This is a genomic window from Sphingomonas sp. TZW2008 (assembly GCF_002117915.1).
Taxonomy (GTDB): Bacteria; Pseudomonadota; Alphaproteobacteria; order Sphingomonadales; family Sphingomonadaceae; genus Sphingomonas.
In genome coordinates, this window is record NZ_BDJB01000014.1 from 194,866 (window position 1) to 212,567 (window position 17,702).

Here is a 17,702-nt window from a genome sequence, read left to right on the forward strand (position 1 = left end):
CATGAGAGCCACAGTCTTGGCGCATTGGGTGATTCAGGGGGTTAGCGTTGAGTTCTGAACGGGAAGCGCCAGAGAAGCGGGTGAAAGCGAAGAAAGCCGCCGTCCAGTCCAAGGATCGCGACATGGGTGCGGCGCTGCGCTCGATCTACCAAAAGACCGTCGACGAGAATGTGCCGGACGAGATGATTTCACTGCTCGGCAAGCTCGGCTAGACACGATGCGATGACAAAGGCGGCGGACGATTCGCGCGTCGGCGCGACGGCGTCTTCGCTTATGATGCGCTGGCCGACCGGCGCGAAACTTCTGGTGATCATCTCGATCGCGCTGCTGCCGCTCGCCGTTATCGCGCTGTTCGCGACGCTGCGCATCACCCAGATCGCCGACAATGAGGCGCGCTCCGCGCTGCGCGTCGCCTCCGCCGAGAGCAGCCGGGCGCTGGCGATCGAACTGATCGGCGACATGACGGCGCTGCGTGTCGCGGTGGACGCGCTGGAAAACGATCCCAACGATACGCCCAGCTGCGCACGGGCGAAGGGCGTGTTCGCGCAGCAGGCGAGCAACGGCGCGGTCTTCGCGATCTTCAACGGCAGCGGGCGCGTGATCTGCGGAGCGGAGTTCATCGGTTCGCGCGATACGGCGCGGATGGCGCGCGACGCGGCCGTCTCGGCGCAGATCGCGCCGGGGCGCGGCCTGTTGCTCGGCGTACTCGGACGATCGCGCCGGGTCGCGGCCGCGGCCTATTTTCCGACCGGCCTGCTGACCGAGTTGAGCCGGCCGAGCGGCTTCACTCCGGCCTATTCGGCGACGCTGATACGCGACGGCGAGGCGCTTGAGCTGCACAAGCTGGAGCGGGAAAATGCGTTCGAGCGGCGCGAGCGTAACCAGATCGATCTGGGGATCGGCGAGCTGAAGCTGGCGATGGAGGTGCGCACCGCGCCGATCACCTCGCCGCTGGTGATCGCGCTGCTGCTGCCGCTGGTGATGTGGGTCGCGGCGGCCGGAATCGCCTGGTTCGTCGTCGATCGCCTGCTGATCCGGCCGCTACGCCAGTTGCGCGCGCACGTCGCGGCTTTCACCCCCGGCGACGAACCCGACATCGCGATGATCCGGGCGCTGCCCGCACAGGAGCTGCGTGAGCTGGGCGACACGTTCCGCGCGCTGACCCGTACCGTCGCGATCCACGAGGCGGGGCTCGCCGACGGGTTGGTGCGGCAGACGAAGCTGACGCGCGAAGTGCACCACCGCGTCAAGAACAACCTGCAGGTGATCTCCAGCCTGATCAACTTCCACGCGCGCGGCTCGAAGACGCCCGAGGCAACCGAGGCCTATTCATCGATCCAGCGCCGCGTCGATGCGCTGGCCGTGGTGCACCGCAATCACTTCGCCGAAATGGAGGAGAACCGCGGGTTGCAGCTGCGCCCGATGCTCGGCGAGCTCGCCTCCAACATTCGTGCCACTGCCGCCGAGGGATCGCAGCTGCGCATCCAGCTTGACATCGATCCGTATCTGGTGACGCAGGACGTCGCGGTGGCGGTAGCGTTCCTCGTCACCGAGATGATCGAGCTGGCGCTGACTTGCGACCCGGCCGCGCAGCTGCGCGTATCGGTGAAGGAGGGCGCGGACCCAAACCGTGCAACGCTGCGCGTCTCATCCCGCGCGCTGATTGAGAGTGCCGCGCTGCGCGATGGCCTGTCGACGCGGTTCGGCCGCGTGATCGAGGGCCTGTCGCGCCAGCTGCGCGCACCGCTGCACCACGATCCGCTCGCTGGGGCGTACGAGATCAGCGTTGCGGTCACGGGCAAGGATTGAACCGTCGACGCACCAGTCCGGAGGTAGCGAAAAAAATTCGCGCGGACACATCACAGCTCGGAACCGCCGCGGTTAAGCGTCGTTCTGTTCTTCGGATAGCGACTTTATGCCCCCCCGCTCTCGCTATCCACGACATAGGCCCGGAAGCGTCAACCCTCCCCCCCCCCGGTGACGCTTCCGGGCCTTATTCTTTTCCGGCGAGCTGTTCTTACGTTGACGGAACGATCCGCCTGACCACGCATTTGCGTGTCGGCAGCTCCGCCGTGTTCAGGAGAATTTCACATGAAGAAGATGATCGGGATGTTCGTGGTGGCCGGTGCGCTGCTGGTGTCGGCCTGCAACACCGTCGAGGGTGTCGGCCGCGACGTATCCTCGGCCGGCGATACCGTTGCCGATACGGCGAACGGCGCGAAGTAACCTTTCCCATCGATTGCCGACGACGGCGGGCGCGGCCTTGGGGCAGCGTCCGCCGTTTGCTTATTCGCCGACGACGGCCTCGGCAGTCTCGCGCGCGCGGCGGCGCTCGGTGAACCAGATACCGATCAGCGCGAGCTCGTAGAGGATACAGAGCGGGATCGCGAGCAGCAGCTGCGAGCCGACGTCGGGCGGCGTCAGCACCGCAGCGATCGCGAACGCGCCGACGATTGCGTAGCGCCGTGCGGAGACCAGCTGGCGCCGAGTAACGATCCCGCCGCGTTCAAGCAGCATCAGCAGCACCGGCAGCAGGAAGGCGATGCCGAAGCCGAACAGGAACTGCATGATGAACGACAGGTAATTGCCGATCCCCGGCAGCGCTTCCTGACTGATCCCGCCGACGTCGCCCTGAAAGCTGAGTAGGAAATGGAGCGCCATCGGCACGGCGATGAAATACGCCATCGACGCGCCCGCGACGAACAGGACCGGCGTTGCAAGCAGGAAGGGCAGGAGCGCGCGCTTCTCATTCCGGTACAGGCCCGGCGCGACGAACTGCCACAGCTGATTGGCGATCACCGGGAAGGCGATCATCATCGCGGCGAAGAACGCGACCTTCACCTGGACGAAGAACGCCTCAAAGATCTGTGTGTAGATCAGCCGCTTCTGCCCCGCCGCCAGCAGCGGCTGGACCAGGAACGAGAAGATGTCCTGCGCGAAATAATAACAGACCGCGAAGGCGACGATCACCGCGGCGATACAATATAGCAACCGCCGGCGAAGCTCGACGAGGTGATCAAGGAGCGGCGCGCGCGTGTCGTCGAGATCGTCGCTCACGAGGCGGCCTTGTCCTGCGGCTGCGGTTCGGCGGGAAGCTGGGCCGGCGTCACGACAGGCTTCTCCACCATCACCGGCGCGGCGTGATCGTCATGCGGCGTTTGGTCCGTCTCAGGCGCCGGATCGGCATCGGGAAGCGCGGGCGCGACGGCCGATGGCGACAGCGCAGGATGCTCGCGCATGATGCGCTCGTTCTCCGCCTGCCACTTCTTCTCCATCTCGGCAAGCTCCGCCTCGCGCACCATTTCATCGAAACCGGCGCGGAACTGGCGCGCTACACCGCGCGCCTTGCCGACCCAATAGCCGATGACGCGAAGCGCCTTGGGCAAATCCTTCGGGCCAATCACGATGAGCGCGACGAGCGCGACCACCGCCATCTCGGAGAAGTTGAAATCAAGCATGACGGATCAGCGACGCCGCGCCGTTCGAATTAGCGCGCGACCTTGTCGTCGTGCACCACCGTCTCGGCTGCCGGCCGGGCGGCCTGCTGCGCCTCGATCCGCTGCGCGGGCTTGCCTGCGGCAACGTCGTCGTCGTCCTCGGACATGCCCTTCTTGAAGCTCTTCACGCCCTTCGCGACGTCGCCCATCATGCTGGAGAAGCGCCCGCCGCCAAGCAGCAGAATGGCGACGATCGCGAGAATGAGGATATGCGGGAGGCTGAAGCTGCCCATGGGGATTCTCCTGAAGTCCCGTCCATCTAGTCGTCCTCGTTGGCCTTTTCTACTGCTCGTTCCACCGCGAGATCGACGGGATCGAGCAGGCCCGCCGCACGCAGATCGTCGATGCCCGGCAGATCGCGGCGCGTTTCCAGGCCGAAATGTGCGAGAAACGCTGGAGTGGTGGCGAACGTCAGCGGGCGACCGGGGATCTCGCGGCGCCCGGCGGGACGGACCCAGCCCGCCTCCATCAGCACGTCGAGCGTGCCTTTCGAAATCTGCACCCCGCGGATCGCCTCAATCTCAGCGCGGGTGACGGGCTCGTGATAGGCGATGATCGCCAGCGTCTCGATCCCCGCGCGGCTCAGCCGGCGTACCTCCTCGCGCTCGCGTCGCAGCAGATGCGCCAGATCGCCGGCAGTCTGGAAGTGCCAGCGTTCGCCGCGCCGGACGAGGTTGATGCCGCGGCCGGCATAATCACTCACGAGCCGATCGAGCGCGGCACGCACGTCACCCGCGACATAGGCGCGCATGCTGTCGACCGTCATCGGCTCGGCGGCGGCGAAGAGCAGCGCCTCGACCGCGCGCACGGTGTCGTCGAGCGGGGTCACGCGGGGGCGCGAAGGTAGAGCGGCGCGAACGGCGCCGCCTGTTGCAGCTCGACCCGACCCTGGCGCGCGAGTTCGAGCGCGGCGAGAAAGCTCGACGCCAGTGCCGAGCGCCGAAACGCACCGGTGGCGTCGTCGGGCAGGAAGCGCTCGATCGCCGTCCATGAAACATGCGATCCGACCATCGCGGCGACGCGCGCGATCGCCGCGTCGAGGGTCATCACCGCGCGATCCTGGACGACATGCATCACCGGCCGCGTTCGCGCGCTCACACGCCCGTAGCCGGCGATCAGATCGTAGATCTCCGCCGACCAGCGCGGCGTTCGGATCGTCCGCAAACCTTCGGCTGCCGCCCGCCTGAACACGTCGCGGCCCAGCCGATCGCGCGCCATCAGCCGCGCCCCGGCCTCGCGCATTGCCGCGAGCCGCTCGAGCCGTAGCTGCAGCCGAAGCGCGAGTTCCTCGGGATCGGCATCCGCCACCGGATCGCGCGGCAGCAGCAGCGCCGATTTTAAATAGGCGAGCCAGGCGGCCATGACGAGATAATCGGCCGCGAGCTCGAGCTGCAACGTGCGCGCGCGTTCGACATAGCCGAGATATTGCTCGACCAGCGCGAGGATCGAGATTCGCGTCAGATCGACCTTCTGCGCGCGCGCGAGGTTGAGCAGCAGGTCGAGCGGGCCTTCCCACCCGTCGAGGTCGAGCGTCAGCTGCTCGCCCGTCACACCGCCGCCAGGGCGAGTAGCGCGTCGCGCTTCTCGATCAGCGCGGCGAAATCACCTTCGGGCGCCGCGACGCTGGCCATTGCGCGATCGAGCCGCGCGCGCCCGATCGGCGTGATATCGCCCAGCCGCCCCGCGATCTCGACCATCTCGTCCATCCGCGCCCAGCAGTCGAGCACGACGTCGCACCCCGCGGCGATCGACGCCGCCGCCTTCTCGCCCGGCGTGCCCGACAGCGCCTTCATATCGATGTCGTCGGTCATCAGCAGGCCATCGAAGCCGATCCGGCCGCGTATCACCTGCTCGATCACCGTAGGTGAAAGCGTTGCGGGAAGGTCGCGATCCCACGCCTCGAAGACGATGTGGCTCGTCATTCCCATCGGCGCCCCGGCGAGCGCCCGGAACGGGGCGATATCGTCCTCGAGCTCGGCATCGGTCGCAGTGACGGTGGGCAGATGATGGTGCGTGTCGACGATCGCGCGGCCGTGCCCCGGCATGTGCTTGACGACGCCCACGACGCCGCCGGCGGCCAACCCTTCGAGCGTCGCGCGCCCCATCGCGGCGACGCGCATCGGCTCGTGGCCATAGGCCCGGCTGGTGATCGCCTCGGTCGTCTCGGGCCGTGCGACGTCGAGTAGCGGCAGACAATCGACGGTGATGCCGACCTCGGCGAGCATCAGGCCCAGCGCCGTGGCGTTGGCGCGTGCGGCCTCGATCGCGGAGATCGGCGCGCGTTCGTACAACGCGTCGAACGCCGGCCCGGCGGGAAAGCTCGGCCATTCCGGCGGGCCGAGCCGGGCGACGCGTCCGCCCTCTTGATCGACGAGAATCGCGACGTCGTCGCGCGCTTCGAGATCGCGCAACGCATCGGTGAGCGCGCGCAGCTGCGCCCGATCGACGACGTTGCGCTTGAATAGGATATAGCCGGCGGGACGCGCCTCGGCGAAGAAGGCGCGCTCGTCCGCCGTGAGTACCGGGCCAGACAGACCGAAGATGACGGGTTTCATCGCGGCGGATTAGCCCAAGGCTGCGCGATTTTCACCCCCGGGGTGCGCGAACCGCCGGCTGGACGGTCCGCCACGCTATCGATTAGCTAGTGACGAAACACTTCTCGCCCGCGACCGCCAGCCGGCCGCAGATATCCGCAGCAGCACCGGCGCTGCCGGCATTGACCTTGAGGCGGAAGACCTTGCGGCCGTTGACGTCCGCCTGCTGGACCGACTTGCCGAGCGTCGCAACATAGCCGAAGCGCTTGGCAATCGCGCTCCACGCCGCATTCGCCGCCGCCTCGCTCGGAAACGCGCCGAGCTGGACGAGCGACCCGCCCGATGCGGCGCCGGGCACGGGGCCCTTTGGCGCGGTCATCGGCGCCGCCGCAGTGAGCCGGCCGCCCGAGCCGGGGACTTCGGCGTTGGTGCGCGCGGCGCCCGCGGTCGTAGCAACCGACGGCGCGGCATTGGGCACACGACGCCCCGTGATCGGCGCCTCGGGCACGGCCTTCAAATCGATCGCGGCCGAGCCGTTCGCACCAGCGCTGGCGGCGATCGCCGAATCGCCCTCGCCCTCAACCTTGAGGCCACCGGGATCATCCGGCTTGATCTTATAGTCGCCTTCCTGCGCCGCGATCAGCTCGCCCTGCCCATCGGGCGCGCGGTTCTGCATCTTGAATACGCCGAAGACGATCGCGGCGAGCAGCGCGAGGCCAAGCAGCACCAGCACGACGACGCGCAGCACGCCGGGGCTGTCGGGCTCATCGGGTTCGACCGTCTCGAGCCACGGCAGACGATCCTCGTCCCTCAGATCGATTTCGTCGCTCGCCATGGCCATCACATCTCCGAAACCGCCTCCACGCCCATGATGGAGAGGCCGTTGCGGATAATTTGCCCGATCCCGTCCGCCAAGGAAAGACGCGCGGCGGTTGCGCCATGGTCGTCGACTTGCAGGAAGCGGCGATCGGGACGATCGTTGCCGACGTTCCACAAGGCATGGAATGCGGCAGCCAAGTCGTACAGATAAAAGGCAATTCGATGCGGCTCGCGTGCGGTGGCAGCGGTTTCGACGACCCGCGGGAACTGCGCGGCAAGCTTCACCAGCGCGAGTTCCTCCGTATCAAGCCGGGACAAATCGGGCGCGTCCACGGCGATATTCGCCTCAGCCGCGCGGCGGCGGAGCGAGGCGATCCGCGCGTGGGCATATTGGACGTAGAATACCGGATTGTCCTTCGACGCCTCGACCACCTTGGCGAAATCGAAGTCCATCTGCGCGTCGGCACGGCGCGTCAGCATCGTGAAGCGCACGACGTCCTTGCCAACCTCGCGCACTACGTCCGCAAGCGTGACGAAATTGCCCGCGCGCTTCGACATCTTCACCGGCTCGCCGTTGCGCAGCAGCCGCACCATCTGGACGAGCTTAACGTCGAAGCGCGTCTTCCCCTCGGTCAGCGCGGCGACCGCTGCCTGGATTCGCTTCACCGTGCCCGCATGGTCGGCGCCCCAGATGTCGATCAGTTCATCGGCCGATTGCGCCTTCTGGAAATGGTAGGCGAGGTCCGCGCCGAAATAGGTCCACTCGCCAGTCGACTTCTTGATCGGACGATCCTGATCGTCGCCGAATTGCGTCGAACGGAACAGCGGCAGTTGCACCGGCTCCCAGTCCTCGGGCGTCTCGCCCTTGGGCGCCTCTAGCACGCCGTCGTAGACGAGATCGCGCGCCCGCAGCCACGCCTCCGCCGCCTCGGGCTTGCCCGCCGCCTGCAACTCGGCCTCGGACGCGAAGACGTCGTGATGGATGCCCAGTAGCGCGAGATCTTCCTTGATCCGCGCCATCATCGCATCGACGGTGAAGACGCGGAACGTCGCCAGCCATTCGCTCTCGGGCGCGTCGACGTAGCGACCGCCGAACTCGGCGGCGAGCGCCGCGCCGACGGGCACGAGATAATCGCCGGGGTAGAGTCCTTCCGGGATATCGCCGATCGCCGCGCCCAGCGCCTCGCGGTAGCGCAGATGCGCCGACCGGGCGAGCGTCTGCACCTGGCTGCCGGCATCATTGATGACATATTCGCGGATCACGCGATGCCCGCCGAACGCAAGCAGGTTGGCGAGCGCATCGCCCACCACCGCGCCGCGGCAATGCCCCATGTGCATCGGGCCGGTAGGGTTCGCGGAGACGTATTCGACGTTGACGACGGTGCCCTGCCCACGCGTCGAACGGCCGTAGTCGTCGCCCGCCGCCGCGATCGCGGCAAGCTCGCCGCGCCAGCTGTCGTCGCTAAGGCGCAGGTTGATGAAGCCCGGCCCCGCGATCTCAACCGTGGCGACCTCGTCGATCCGACGAAGCGCGTCGGCGATCTTCTCCGCAAGCGCGCGCGGATTGGTCTTCGCTGCCTTGGCGAGCACCATGGCCGCGTTGGTGGCAAGATCGCCATGGCTCGCGTCGCGCGGCGGCTCGACGGTGACGTTGCGACGGTCGATCGCGGCATCGAGATCGCCAGTGGCGACGAGGCTGTCGAGCGCCGCATCGACGTGCGCGGCGAAACGGGAATAGAGCGTCATGGCAACCGATCGTGGGGATGGAACGGCGCCGATAGACGATGGTGCGCCCCGCGACAAATCGCCTGCGATGATTGCACCGATTGCATCTGGGCTACCGCTTTTTGCGTTCGCAATGCCGCAGCGCAGCAAATATCTTGTGCATAAGCGAAGAAAGGGAGGGGTGCCGGGGTTCCAACAGAGGAATTACCGATGCGCAATCTGATCACTGCCGCTGCCGCTCTCGCCGTCCTCGCCCCCGTTGCCGCGCAGGCGCAGGACCGGACGACCTTCGAACATGGCCGCAACACCTACGTCTACGAAACCGAAACGCGTGACGGCGCTACGATCATCACTGGCCGCCGCATGGGCGGCGAGCGCTTCCGCCTCGTTCACAAGGGTCAGCGAGTGACCGGCAACGTCGGTGGCACGCCGGTGTCGTTCCGCGCGCCGCAGAGCGGCGCGGTGACGGTGCTCACCGCCAACTGATCCATTGGAAGGGGCAGCTCACCCGAGCTGCCCCTTCGATCCTCAGGCGACCAGCCCCGCCAGCGGCGTACGCTGGCCTACGAGCGGGAACAGCGTCGCTGCCGTGCGCGCTGGATCGAGCGCAAAATGCTCGGCCACCGCGCCCGCAATCATGTCATCGAGCCGCGTCGTCGGGCGCAGATCGCGCCCCTCGTAGAGCGCGTTCGGCGCGAGGCCGGGCCAGTCGCCCAGCACGCGCCCGCCCTTAACCCCGCCGCCGAGAAGCATCGCCGCCGCGCCGGTGCCGTGATCGGTACCACCGGTGCCGTTGAGCGCGACGGTGCGGCCGAACTCGGTCGCGACGAGCACCAGCGTTTCGCTCCACACTGCGCCGAGCCCCGTTTGCAGCGCCGCGATCATCGCGTCGAGGCCCGTCAGCTGCGCCGCCAGCCGCCCCTTCTGCGCGCTGTGCGTGTCCCATCCCCCCGTCTCGATCATCGCAACGCGCGCGCCGTCCGCAGGAATCAGCAACCGCGCCGCGAGCGTCCCCGTCGCGGCGGCGTTGCGCCCGTTGTCCTGCGCCAGGTCGCCCGCCAGCTGCCGCGTTTCGAGTGCTTCCGCCCACAGGCCGTGGAGCTGCGCGTCTCCTTGGTACAGTGCCGTCACGCGCTGCAGCAGATCCTCCGACGCGTCGGGCAGCAGCGACGGTGCGTAGCTCGCGACCTCCCGCGCGCCGCGCAGCGCGGCGGGCACCGTCGCCGATACCGCGATCGCGCGCGCGCCGTCCTGCGGCAACAGCCCGAGCAGCCGGTTGAGCCACCCGTCCTTCGCTTGGAACGCCTGCGCCCCGCCCGTCTCAAGCACATTCTGACCGTCGAAGTGCGACCGGTCGCGATAGGGCGAGGCGACGGCGTGGACGAACAGCGCGCGTTGCTGGCGATAGAGCGCCGCGGCGTTCGCGAGCGCCGGATGAAGAGCGAAGGTGGCATCGAGCTTCATGCCTTGCGCCGCCTCGGCAAGGAAGGGCGCGCGCACCGCGGGAAAGGCCGGATCGCCGACCGGCATGATCGTCCCTAGCCCGTCCGCGGCGCCGCGCTGGATGATGAACACGAAGCGGCGATCGGTCGCGGCGCGCGCGAACGCCATGCGCGGCGCGAACCCGGCCACGAGCGTTCCCAGCGCGCCGCGAATCAAGAACGAACGACGGTCAAGCATCGTCTACCTCCGCAACATTTCGGGCGCGACGAGCAGCAGCGCGAGCGCCTGGCCCGGGCTGTCGGCGCGTTGAAACGCCGCCGCGGTGGGGGCGGTGAGCGCGTCGGGGAACAGCGACTGAGCGAGCGCGCGGGCATCGACTGGCCCGGCGCGCTGCGCGAGCCGCTCCGCCGCCTCGACGCGGCGCATCAGCGCATCCGGCCCCGCCCAAGTCGCGGCCGCATCGTCGAACCCGTTGGGCTGCCCGGGCTTCCACACCTGTTGCCCGAGCTGTGCCTGAAGGCCGCTGCCCGAGCCGGGCGCGATCGTCGTCGTGCCGAGCGCGCGTATAGCGGCGATCGACCATTCCCACGGCGTGCGGAACTTGAGCGGCTGCGGCACCCACGCTTCGGGCGAGTCGATGATCGCGCGATAGACCGTAGGCAGATCACCGCTCGAGCCGATGAACGCCGTTTCGAGCCGCGCGACCATAGTCGCGGGCGGCGTATCGCCCGCGAAGTGCACCGCGAGCTTCGTGGCAAGGTGACGCGCCGTCGCCGGATGAACCGCCAGATCGGCGAGGATCGCGTCGACCTGCGCCGCGCCGTCCTGCGCATAGCGCTTGCCGAGCAGCGTCCGCACCCCTGGTTCGTGGCGCTGCGACTGGAAGGCCGCACCGTCGGCATCGTCCATCGCGCGAATACCGGGGACCGTCCAGCCGGTCAGCGCGCGCGCAAGCTCGGTGACATCGGCCTGCGTGTAGCCGCTGCGCGCGCCGAGCGTATGCAGTTCGAGGATTTCGCGTGCGAGGTTCTCGTTCAGGCCGCGCTGCCGCCCAGCCCCGGCCTGCCGCTGTGCCACCGGGCTGTTCGGGCCGAGCGACCGGAACTGGTCGAGGTACAGCAGCATCGCCGGGTGCGTTTCGGCGGCTTTCAGCAAATCGCCGAAACGCCCCATCACGTGTGGGCGGATTGCCTCGAACTCGAACGCCCCGGCGAGCGGCACGACGTTGATCTTGTCCACCGAGATCGCGAAGTGATTGGCCCAGAAGTGCACCAGCCGCTCGGCGAACGGCGTCGGGGTGGTCAGCGCGGCGACGATCCGCGCGTCGACCGCGTCGTTATAGTGGCGGCGCAGCACGCCGCGGGCGTCGCGCCGCATGAGCAGTGCGGCCTCGTTGGGTGACGACGTGCCATTGGCATCCGCTGCGCGCTTGTCCTGCCGGACGTCGCGGTAGATCGTCTGCAACTCGCCGATATCGCGCAGGATCGCGGCGCTGCTCGTCGTCGAAGCGAGCGCCGCCGGCCATGGATCGTAGGCACTGATCTGGCGCGTCAGCCAGTCGCGACCCGCTTCGTCGCCGGTTCGCCTTGCCGATGCCCCGAGCCCGAAGCGGTTCAGCGCGATCGATCGCTCGTTCATCCCGCCCTCCTTCGCAGCACTGATCGCCGAAAATTGTCGCACGATTGTGCCAACCTCGGCTGAACGGATGTGCGGCGCGACGGCTCGATGCGCTGACGGGATCAGATCAGGGCGTGACGCCCGAATCGGCGGTTTCACTGATCGGGTGCTTCGGCTCGGACGACAGCGTGCGAGCGAGCGTCTCGAAGCGATTGCCGATGATGTGGATCTCGTTGAACGCGGGCGGCGACTGACGCGTCCGCTTCGACAGCGTGCCAGCTCCGATCAGGCGCACCGTCCAGTCGCGGCGATGATAGGGCACGTCGAACGGATCGTGAACGTGGCCGGACAGCACGGCGTGCGCACCGGCATCGGCGAGCGCAGCGAGCGCGACGTCGCCGTTGCGCGTCTTGGCGGTGCCCTTCGTCGGGCCCTCGATCAGCGGATGATGGCCCGCAACGAAGACGAGATTGCCCTTGGGCACCTGCGCGACGAGCGCCAGCGTCTTTTTCAACGCGCCGTCGCTGACGTTGCCCTTGGACCAGTTCCACCGCCACTGCGCTCGCGCCGTGGTCTTAAGGGGGATGATCGAGACACCGGGCAGATCGAGCGGCTTCTCGATCAGCCGCTCAGCGGCGCCGTATCGCTTATACGGGCTGAACAGGCGACGCAGCGGATCCCAATAATAGGGAATGTCATGGTTGCCGACCTCGATCGTGACCGGAACGCCGAGCGAGCGCAGCCACTTGCCACCGGCATCGAACTCGCTCGGTCGGGCGCGCATCGTTAGGTCGCCGGTCATGATCACTGCATCAGGGCGTTCGTCGGCAACGCACCGCTCGAACCAGGCGAGCGCAGCAGGATCCTCGGCACCGAAGTGCACATCGCTAACGTGGAAAAGCTTCATCGACATGGCGAACGCCGTGCCAGCGCATTGGTTCGCCGGCAATCGTCGTTGCCGCTATCGGCGGCGCTCAACCCCGGCGATGCTTCCCGCCGTAGGTCCGCCCAATATAGCCACCGATCCGCGCCATCTCGTCCGCCGCGGCGCGCGCTGCCTCGCTGCAGCAGGGCAGCGGATCGCGCTCCGCCTGCGTCGCGCGCATCGCGACGCGCTCGCACAATGTTTCGATATCGGCGCGGGTGAGCACGTTCTTTTCTCGCAGCAGGCACAACAGGCTCTGCAGGATGACGACGGCCTCATCGCTCGCGCTGCCTTCAGTCAGCATCGGCTCTCTCCTATTTATAGGACGAGAGAGTAGTCGATTCGTTCCGCCGTGCAAGCAGCTCAGTTCAGCCCGCCGCCAAGCCTGGTGTAGAGTTGGATGAGGTTGGTGGCGCGTGCCTGGCGCGTGGTGACGAGCTGCTGCTGCGCGGCATAGGCGACCCGCTGCGCATCGAGCGCGACGAGAAACGAATCGACGCCGGCGCGATAACGCGCGTCTGACAGCCGCGCGGCGACGCGCGCCGCTTCCGCCCGCGCAGTCTGCGCTGACACCTGCTCGCCGATAGTGCCGCGCTGCGCGAGCGAATCCGCCACTTCGCGGAACGCCGTCTGGATCGCGCGTTCGTAGGTAGCGACGGCGACCTGCTGTGACGCGCGGGCATAGTCGAGGTTGCCCGCCCGGCGGCCGCCGTCGAACAGCGGCAGTCCGATGGCCGGCGCGCCGGTGTAGGTGAAGCTGCCGCCGCCGAACAATCCCGACAGCGCGGTAGAGATCGTGCCGATCGTCGCGGTGAGCGAGATCGACGGGAAGAACGCCGCGCGCGCAGCGCCGATATTGGCGTTCTCCGCGATCAGCTGATGCTCCGCCTGCAGCACGTCGGGGCGCCGCAGCAGCACGTCGGATGAGAGGTTGCCGGGCAGCGCATCGCGCGTCACCGGCTGGGCGCCGAGCGTCGCGGGCAGCTGATCGGCGGGGACGGTGGTGCCCGCCAACAGGTTGAGCGCGTTCTGATCCTGCGCGACGCGTGTCTGCAGCGTCGCGATATCGTTGCGCGCCGCTTGGTAGTTGGTTTCCGCCTGCCGTGCCTCGAGCTCGGACGCGACGCCGATGCGGAATTGCGCGCGCGTCAGGTTGAGCGATTGCTCGAACGTCTTCAGCGTCTCGCGACTAAGACGGAGCAGCTCCTGGTCGGCTGCCATCGTCAGCCACGCGGTGGCGACTTCGGAGATGAGGCTGATGCGCGCTGCGCGCTGCGCCTCCTCCGAGGCGAAATATTGTTCCTGCGCCGCGCGCGAAAGGTTGCTGACGCGGCCGAACAAGTCGAGCTCGAACGCCGAGAAGCCGGCATTGACCGAGTAGAATTCGAGGTTCGACGACGACGAGCCGATCCCGGCGCCCGCACCGACCCCCGTGCCACCGCCGGCACCACCACCTACCCCGCCGCCAACGCCGCCATTACCGCCGCCGGTACCTGTACCAGTGCCGGTGCCCGTCCCGGTACCACCGCCGACACCGCCCGCGCCGGCTCCGCCGCCCGCCCCACCGGCCGCGCCGAAGGCGTTGTTGGTATAGGTAGCGGATCCCGACAGCGTCGTCGTGGGCACCAGATCGGCGCGTTGCACACGATATTGCGCCCGCGCCTGGAGCACGTTGCCCGCGGCGATGCGCAGATCACGGTTGTTAGCGAGCGTGGTCTCGATCACCTGCCGCAGCCGCGGATCAAGGAAGAAATCGCGCCAGCCGATCTGCGTGACGTCGGGGGCGTCGGTGGCTGCGCGCGGATAGACGCCGCCTTCGGGCAGCGCGGGGGGCACGGCGCCGCCCGGCCGCTCGTACTTCGGCGCGAGGTTGCAGCCGGACAGCGCGGTGGCGGCGGCCAGCGCGATCAGGAGAGGGCGACGGGTCATGGCAGTCAAGCTCCCTGCGGCGCGGGGCCGCGGTCGTCGTCGCGGCCGCGGTCGCGCAGCGGTTCGTAATTGTTGACGGTCACATCCTTGCCGTCGTCGTCGTCATGCTTGCCGTGGCCGAACAGCCGCGAGATCACGACGAAGAACATCGGCACGAGGAAGATCGCGAGCACCGTCGCCGACAGCATGCCGCCCACCACCGCGCGTCCGATCGCATTCTGCCCGCCGGCGCCAGCACCGGTGGAGATCGCAAGCGGCAGCACGCCGAAGATAAAGGCAAGGCTGGTCATCAAGATCGGGCGCAGGCGAAGCTTCGCCGCCTCCACCGCCGCGTCGAACGGGCGCATGCCTTCCGCGATCCGCTCCTCCGCGAATTCGACGATCAGGATCGCATTCTTCGCCGACACGCCGATCGTGGTGATGAGGCCGACCTGGAGGTAGATGTCGTTGTTGAGGCCGGTCAGCATCGCGGCGAGCAGCGCCCCGATGACACCCAGCGGCACCACCAGCAGCACCGAGATCGGCACCGACCAGCTCTCGTACAGCGCAGCGAGGCACAGGAAGACGATCAGCAGCGACAGTGCGTAGAGCGCTGGTGCCTGTCCGCCCGACAGGCGCTCCTCATAGGAGAGGCCGGTCCATTCGAGCTGCGTGCCCGGCGGCAGCTTGGCATGCATCTCCTCGATCGCCTCCATCGCCGCGCCGGTGCTGAGCCCCTGGCCTGGCGACCCCTGCAGCTGCATCGCGGGCTGGCCGTTGTAGCGCGTGAGCTGTACCGGCGCGTTGGCCCATTCGATCGTCGAGAAGCCGGTGAACGGCACCATTTGCCCCGCGTCGCCGCGGACATAGAAGGAGGCGAGATCCTCCGGACGCAACCGGTAAGGCTGATCGGCCTGCACATACACGCGCTTTACACGGCCGCGATCGATGAAGTCGTTGACGTACGATCCGCCCCAGGCTGTGGCGATGGTCGAATTGACGACGCCGAGATCGAGCCCGAGCGCGCGTGCCTTGTCCTGATCGACATCGATCTTGAGCTGCGGCGCGTCCTCCAGGCTGAGCGGGCGAACCTGCGCGACGCGCTTGTCCTGGCTCGCCATCCCGAGCAGCATGTTGCGCGCCTGGACCAGCTTCTCGTGCCCGATGCCCGCGGTGTCGACGAGCTGCACGTCGAAGCCCGTCGCGTTGCCGAGCTCCTGTACTGCCGGCGGCACCAGCGCGAAGATCATGCCGTCCTTGTACTGCGAGAAGACGCCCATCGCCCGGCCGGCGATCGTCTGCGCCTTATTCTCGACGCCCTCGCGATCCTCCCACGGCTTGAGGCTGACGAAGGCGAGACCGGCGTTCTGCCCCTGCCCGGCGAAGCTGAAGCCGTTGATCGTAAAGACCGACTGGACGCCCGGCTCGGCCAGAAAGTGACTGCGGATGAGGTCGAGCCCCTTATCGGTTCGCGCCGATGTGGCGCCCGCTGGCCCCTGCACGAGCGCGATCACCGTGCCCTGATCCTCGTCGGGCAGGAACGCACTCGGCAGTCGTGCAAAGAGCAGCACCATGCCGCCAACGATCAGGACGTAGACCAGCATTGAGCGCTTCCAGCTCCGCGCCGTACGCTTCACGCCCTTCTCGTACTTCGCCGTCCCCTTCTCGAAGGTACGGTTGAACCAGCGGAAGAAGCGCGCGAAGATGCCGTTGCCTTCGGGCTTGGTCTTGTCGTGGCGCTTCAGGATCGTCGCGCACAGGGCCGGCGTCAGGATCAGCGCGACCAATACCGACAGCACCATCGCCGAGACGATCGTGATCGAAAACTGGCGATAGATCACGCCGGTCGAGCCGCCGAAGAACGCCATCGGCAGGAATACCGCCGACAGCACGAGCCCGATGCCGATCAGCGCGCCTGAAATCTCGTCCATCGACTTGCGCGCCGCGTCCTTGGGGCTGAGCCCCTCGTCGACGATCAGCCGCTCGACGTTCTCCACCACGACGATCGCGTCGTCTACGAGCAGGCCGATCGCCAGCACCATGCCGAACAGCGTCAGCGTGTTGATCGAATAGCCTGCGAGCGCCATCACGCCGAACGTGCCGAGCAGAACGACGGGCACCGCGATCGTCGGGATGATCGTCGCGCGCCAGTTCTGCAGGAACAGGAACATGACGAGGAAAACGAGCACCACCGCCTCGACCAGCGTGTGGATCACCTGCTCGACCGACAGGCGGACGAACGGCGTGGTATCGTACGGATAGACGACCTTGACGTCCGCCGGGAAGCCGCGCGCGATCTCCGCGGTGCGCGATTTCACCGCCTCGACCGTATCGAGCGCGTTGGCCCCGGCGGCAAGGCGCACGCCGAAGCCGGCGGCGGGCTTGCCGTTGTACTTGGCGTCGAAGCCGTAATTTTCCGCGCCGAGCTCGACCCGCGCGACGTCCGAAAGGCGGACGACCGCACCCTGCTGCGACGTCTTGAGCCGGATCGCGCCGAACTCCTCGGGCGTCTGCAGGCGCGACTGCACCGATACCGTCGCGTTGAGCATCTGCTCCTTGGGCGCGGGCTGGGCGCCAATCTGGCCGGCGGAAACCTGCGCGTTCTGCGCCTGCACCGCCGCCGTCACGTCCGCGATCGTCAGCTGGTAGCTGTTGAGCTTGAGCGGATCGACCCAGATACGCATCGCATATTGCGAGCCGAACACCTGCAGCTCGCCGACGCCTGTCACGCGGCTGACCGGGTCCTGCAACCGCGAGACGACCATGTCGGCAAGGTCGGTGCCGCTGTGCGACCCGTCGGTGGAATAAAGGCCGACGACGACCAGGAAGCTCGCGGCGGACTTCTGCACCTGCAGCCCCTGCTGCTGCACTTCCTGCGGCAGCAGCGGTGTCGCGGCCTGAAGCTTGTTCTGCACCTGGACCTGCGCGATGTCGGGATCGGTGCCCTGCTCGAACGTCAGCGTGATCGTGAGATTGCCCGACGACGAGGAGGAGGAGGAGAAGTAGCGCAGATTGTCGATGCCGCGCAGCTGCTGCTCGATGATCTGCGTCGTGGTGCGCTCGAGCGTCTCCGCGTCGGCACCGGGATAGATCGCGCTGATCGTCACCGCGGGCGGCGCGATTTCCGGGAACTGCGCGACTGGCAGCGAGCGGATGGCGAGGCCGCCCGCCAGCATCAGGACGATCGCGATCACCCATGCGAAGATGGGTCGATCGATGAAATAGCGTGCCATG

At 67.6% G+C, this 17,702-nt stretch carries 18 protein-coding genes; 4 read left to right on the forward strand and 14 right to left on the reverse strand.

Going from position 1 to position 17,702, the window contains the following annotated elements; genetic code table 11:
- Window positions 1-80 precede the first annotated feature (80 nt).
- The 3 genes from B7L05_RS17530 to B7L05_RS15245 all read left to right on the forward strand — a co-directional run bounded on the left by B7L05_RS17530 (window position 81) and on the right by B7L05_RS15245 (window position 2,226).
- On the forward strand, window positions 81-212 hold the full coding sequence (locus tag B7L05_RS17530) for a NepR family anti-sigma factor (protein ID WP_256926783.1): 132 nt from the start codon (window positions 81-83) through the stop codon (window positions 210-212).
- A 10-nt stretch (window positions 213-222) separates the two neighbouring features.
- On the forward strand, window positions 223-1,809 hold the full coding sequence (locus tag B7L05_RS15240; protein ID WP_085811124.1) for a sensor histidine kinase: 1,587 nt from the start codon (window positions 223-225) through the stop codon (window positions 1,807-1,809).
- Between the two features lie 282 nt (window positions 1,810-2,091).
- Complete coding sequence (locus B7L05_RS15245) at window positions 2,092-2,226, forward strand: entericidin A/B family lipoprotein (RefSeq protein ID WP_085811125.1); 135 nt, start codon at window positions 2,092-2,094, stop codon at window positions 2,224-2,226.
- 60 nt (window positions 2,227-2,286) lie between these two features.
- On the opposite strand, the gene tatC is transcribed toward B7L05_RS15245, so the two are convergent.
- The 8 genes from tatC to argS all read right to left on the reverse strand — a co-directional run bounded on the left by tatC (window position 2,287) and on the right by argS (window position 8,596).
- Window positions 2,287-3,057 carry a twin-arginine translocase subunit TatC gene (gene tatC / locus B7L05_RS15250; RefSeq protein WP_085811126.1) on the reverse strand — a complete coding sequence of 257 codons (771 nt, stop codon included), beginning with the start codon at window positions 3,055-3,057 and terminating at the stop codon, window positions 2,287-2,289.
- A complete protein-coding gene (gene tatB / locus B7L05_RS15255) occupies window positions 3,054-3,458 on the reverse strand; it encodes a Sec-independent protein translocase protein TatB (protein WP_085811127.1) in 405 nt (134 codons plus the stop codon). The genes tatC and tatB overlap by 4 nt, the downstream gene beginning before the upstream one ends.
- Window positions 3,459-3,487: 29 nt before the next feature.
- Entirely contained in the window at window positions 3,488-3,730 is a 243-nt protein-coding gene (locus B7L05_RS15260) for a twin-arginine translocase TatA/TatE family subunit (RefSeq protein WP_085811128.1), read from the reverse strand.
- A gap of 26 nt (window positions 3,731-3,756) precedes the next feature.
- Window positions 3,757-4,326 carry an SMC-Scp complex subunit ScpB gene (scpB, locus tag B7L05_RS15265; protein ID WP_085811129.1) on the reverse strand — a complete coding sequence of 190 codons (570 nt, stop codon included), beginning with the start codon at window positions 4,324-4,326 and terminating at the stop codon, window positions 3,757-3,759.
- Complete coding sequence (locus B7L05_RS15270; protein ID WP_085811130.1) at window positions 4,323-5,048, reverse strand: ScpA family protein; 726 nt, start codon at window positions 5,046-5,048, stop codon at window positions 4,323-4,325. The genes scpB and B7L05_RS15270 overlap by 4 nt, the downstream gene beginning before the upstream one ends.
- Window positions 5,045-6,052 carry a glycoside hydrolase family 3 N-terminal domain-containing protein gene (locus tag B7L05_RS15275; protein WP_085811131.1) on the reverse strand — a complete coding sequence of 336 codons (1,008 nt, stop codon included), beginning with the start codon at window positions 6,050-6,052 and terminating at the stop codon, window positions 5,045-5,047. Before B7L05_RS15275 ends, B7L05_RS15270 begins: the two co-directional genes overlap by 4 nt.
- Before the next feature lie 82 nt (window positions 6,053-6,134).
- Window positions 6,135-6,866, reverse strand: coding sequence for an SPOR domain-containing protein (locus B7L05_RS15280; RefSeq protein WP_085811195.1), 732 nt, complete (start codon window positions 6,864-6,866; stop codon window positions 6,135-6,137).
- A 5-nt stretch (window positions 6,867-6,871) separates the two neighbouring features.
- On the reverse strand, window positions 6,872-8,596 hold the full coding sequence (argS, locus tag B7L05_RS15285) for an arginine--tRNA ligase (RefSeq protein ID WP_085811132.1): 1,725 nt from the start codon (window positions 8,594-8,596) through the stop codon (window positions 6,872-6,874).
- 189 nt (window positions 8,597-8,785) lie between these two features.
- Here argS and B7L05_RS15290 point away from each other — a divergent pair, with 189 nt between their 5' ends.
- Window positions 8,786-9,061, forward strand: coding sequence for a hypothetical protein (locus B7L05_RS15290; RefSeq protein WP_085811133.1), 276 nt, complete (start codon window positions 8,786-8,788; stop codon window positions 9,059-9,061).
- 42 nt (window positions 9,062-9,103) lie between these two features.
- On the opposite strand, the gene B7L05_RS15295 is transcribed toward B7L05_RS15290, so the two are convergent.
- The 6 genes from B7L05_RS15295 to B7L05_RS15320 form a co-directional block, all read right to left on the reverse strand.
- Entirely contained in the window at window positions 9,104-10,255 is a 1,152-nt protein-coding gene (locus tag B7L05_RS15295; RefSeq protein ID WP_085811134.1) for a DUF1501 domain-containing protein, read from the reverse strand.
- A gap of 3 nt (window positions 10,256-10,258) precedes the next feature.
- Window positions 10,259-11,656, reverse strand: coding sequence for a DUF1800 family protein (locus tag B7L05_RS15300; RefSeq protein ID WP_144037321.1), 1,398 nt, complete (start codon window positions 11,654-11,656; stop codon window positions 10,259-10,261).
- Between the two features lie 106 nt (window positions 11,657-11,762).
- A complete protein-coding gene (locus B7L05_RS15305) occupies window positions 11,763-12,542 on the reverse strand; it encodes a metallophosphoesterase (RefSeq protein WP_085811197.1) in 780 nt (259 codons plus the stop codon).
- 67 nt (window positions 12,543-12,609) lie between these two features.
- Window positions 12,610-12,864: a hypothetical protein gene (locus tag B7L05_RS15310; RefSeq protein WP_085811135.1), complete on the reverse strand. Its 255-nt coding sequence runs from the start codon at window positions 12,862-12,864 to the stop codon at window positions 12,610-12,612.
- Between the two features lie 59 nt (window positions 12,865-12,923).
- Window positions 12,924-14,489: an efflux transporter outer membrane subunit gene (locus B7L05_RS15315; protein ID WP_085811136.1), complete on the reverse strand. Its 1,566-nt coding sequence runs from the start codon at window positions 14,487-14,489 to the stop codon at window positions 12,924-12,926.
- A 5-nt stretch (window positions 14,490-14,494) separates the two neighbouring features.
- Window positions 14,495-17,701 carry an efflux RND transporter permease subunit gene (locus B7L05_RS15320; RefSeq protein WP_085811137.1) on the reverse strand — a complete coding sequence of 1,069 codons (3,207 nt, stop codon included), beginning with the start codon at window positions 17,699-17,701 and terminating at the stop codon, window positions 14,495-14,497.
- Window position 17,702: the final 1 nt, after the last annotated feature.

Excerpts from the sequence above, each read along its gene's own strand:
- B7L05_RS15240 (WP_085811124.1), top strand. The coding sequence starts at position 223 with ATGACAAAGGCGGCGGACGATTCGCGCGTCGGCGCGACGGCGTCTTCG.
- B7L05_RS15245 (WP_085811125.1), top strand. The coding sequence starts at position 2,092 with ATGAAGAAGATGATCGGGATGTTCGTGGTGGCCGGTGCGCTGCTGGTG.
- tatB (WP_085811127.1), bottom strand. The coding sequence starts at position 3,458 with ATGCTTGATTTCAACTTCTCCGAGATGGCGGTGGTCGCGCTCGTCGCG.
- B7L05_RS15260 (WP_085811128.1), bottom strand. The coding sequence starts at position 3,730 with ATGGGCAGCTTCAGCCTCCCGCATATCCTCATTCTCGCGATCGTCGCC.
- B7L05_RS15275 (WP_085811131.1), bottom strand. The coding sequence starts at position 6,052 with ATGAAACCCGTCATCTTCGGTCTGTCTGGCCCGGTACTCACGGCGGAC.
- B7L05_RS15280 (WP_085811195.1), bottom strand. The coding sequence starts at position 6,866 with ATGGCGAGCGACGAAATCGATCTGAGGGACGAGGATCGTCTGCCGTGG.
- argS (WP_085811132.1), bottom strand. The coding sequence starts at position 8,596 with ATGACGCTCTATTCCCGTTTCGCCGCGCACGTCGATGCGGCGCTCGAC.
- B7L05_RS15290 (WP_085811133.1), top strand. The coding sequence starts at position 8,786 with ATGCGCAATCTGATCACTGCCGCTGCCGCTCTCGCCGTCCTCGCCCCC.
- B7L05_RS15295 (WP_085811134.1), bottom strand. The coding sequence starts at position 10,255 with ATGCTTGACCGTCGTTCGTTCTTGATTCGCGGCGCGCTGGGAACGCTC.
- B7L05_RS15300 (WP_144037321.1), bottom strand. The coding sequence starts at position 11,656 with ATGAACGAGCGATCGATCGCGCTGAACCGCTTCGGGCTCGGGGCATCG.
- B7L05_RS15305 (WP_085811197.1), bottom strand. The coding sequence starts at position 12,542 with ATGAAGCTTTTCCACGTTAGCGATGTGCACTTCGGTGCCGAGGATCCT.
- B7L05_RS15310 (WP_085811135.1), bottom strand. The coding sequence starts at position 12,864 with ATGCTGACTGAAGGCAGCGCGAGCGATGAGGCCGTCGTCATCCTGCAG.
- B7L05_RS15315 (WP_085811136.1), bottom strand. The coding sequence starts at position 14,489 with ATGACCCGTCGCCCTCTCCTGATCGCGCTGGCCGCCGCCACCGCGCTG.
- B7L05_RS15320 (WP_085811137.1), bottom strand. The coding sequence starts at position 17,701 with ATGGCACGCTATTTCATCGATCGACCCATCTTCGCATGGGTGATCGCG.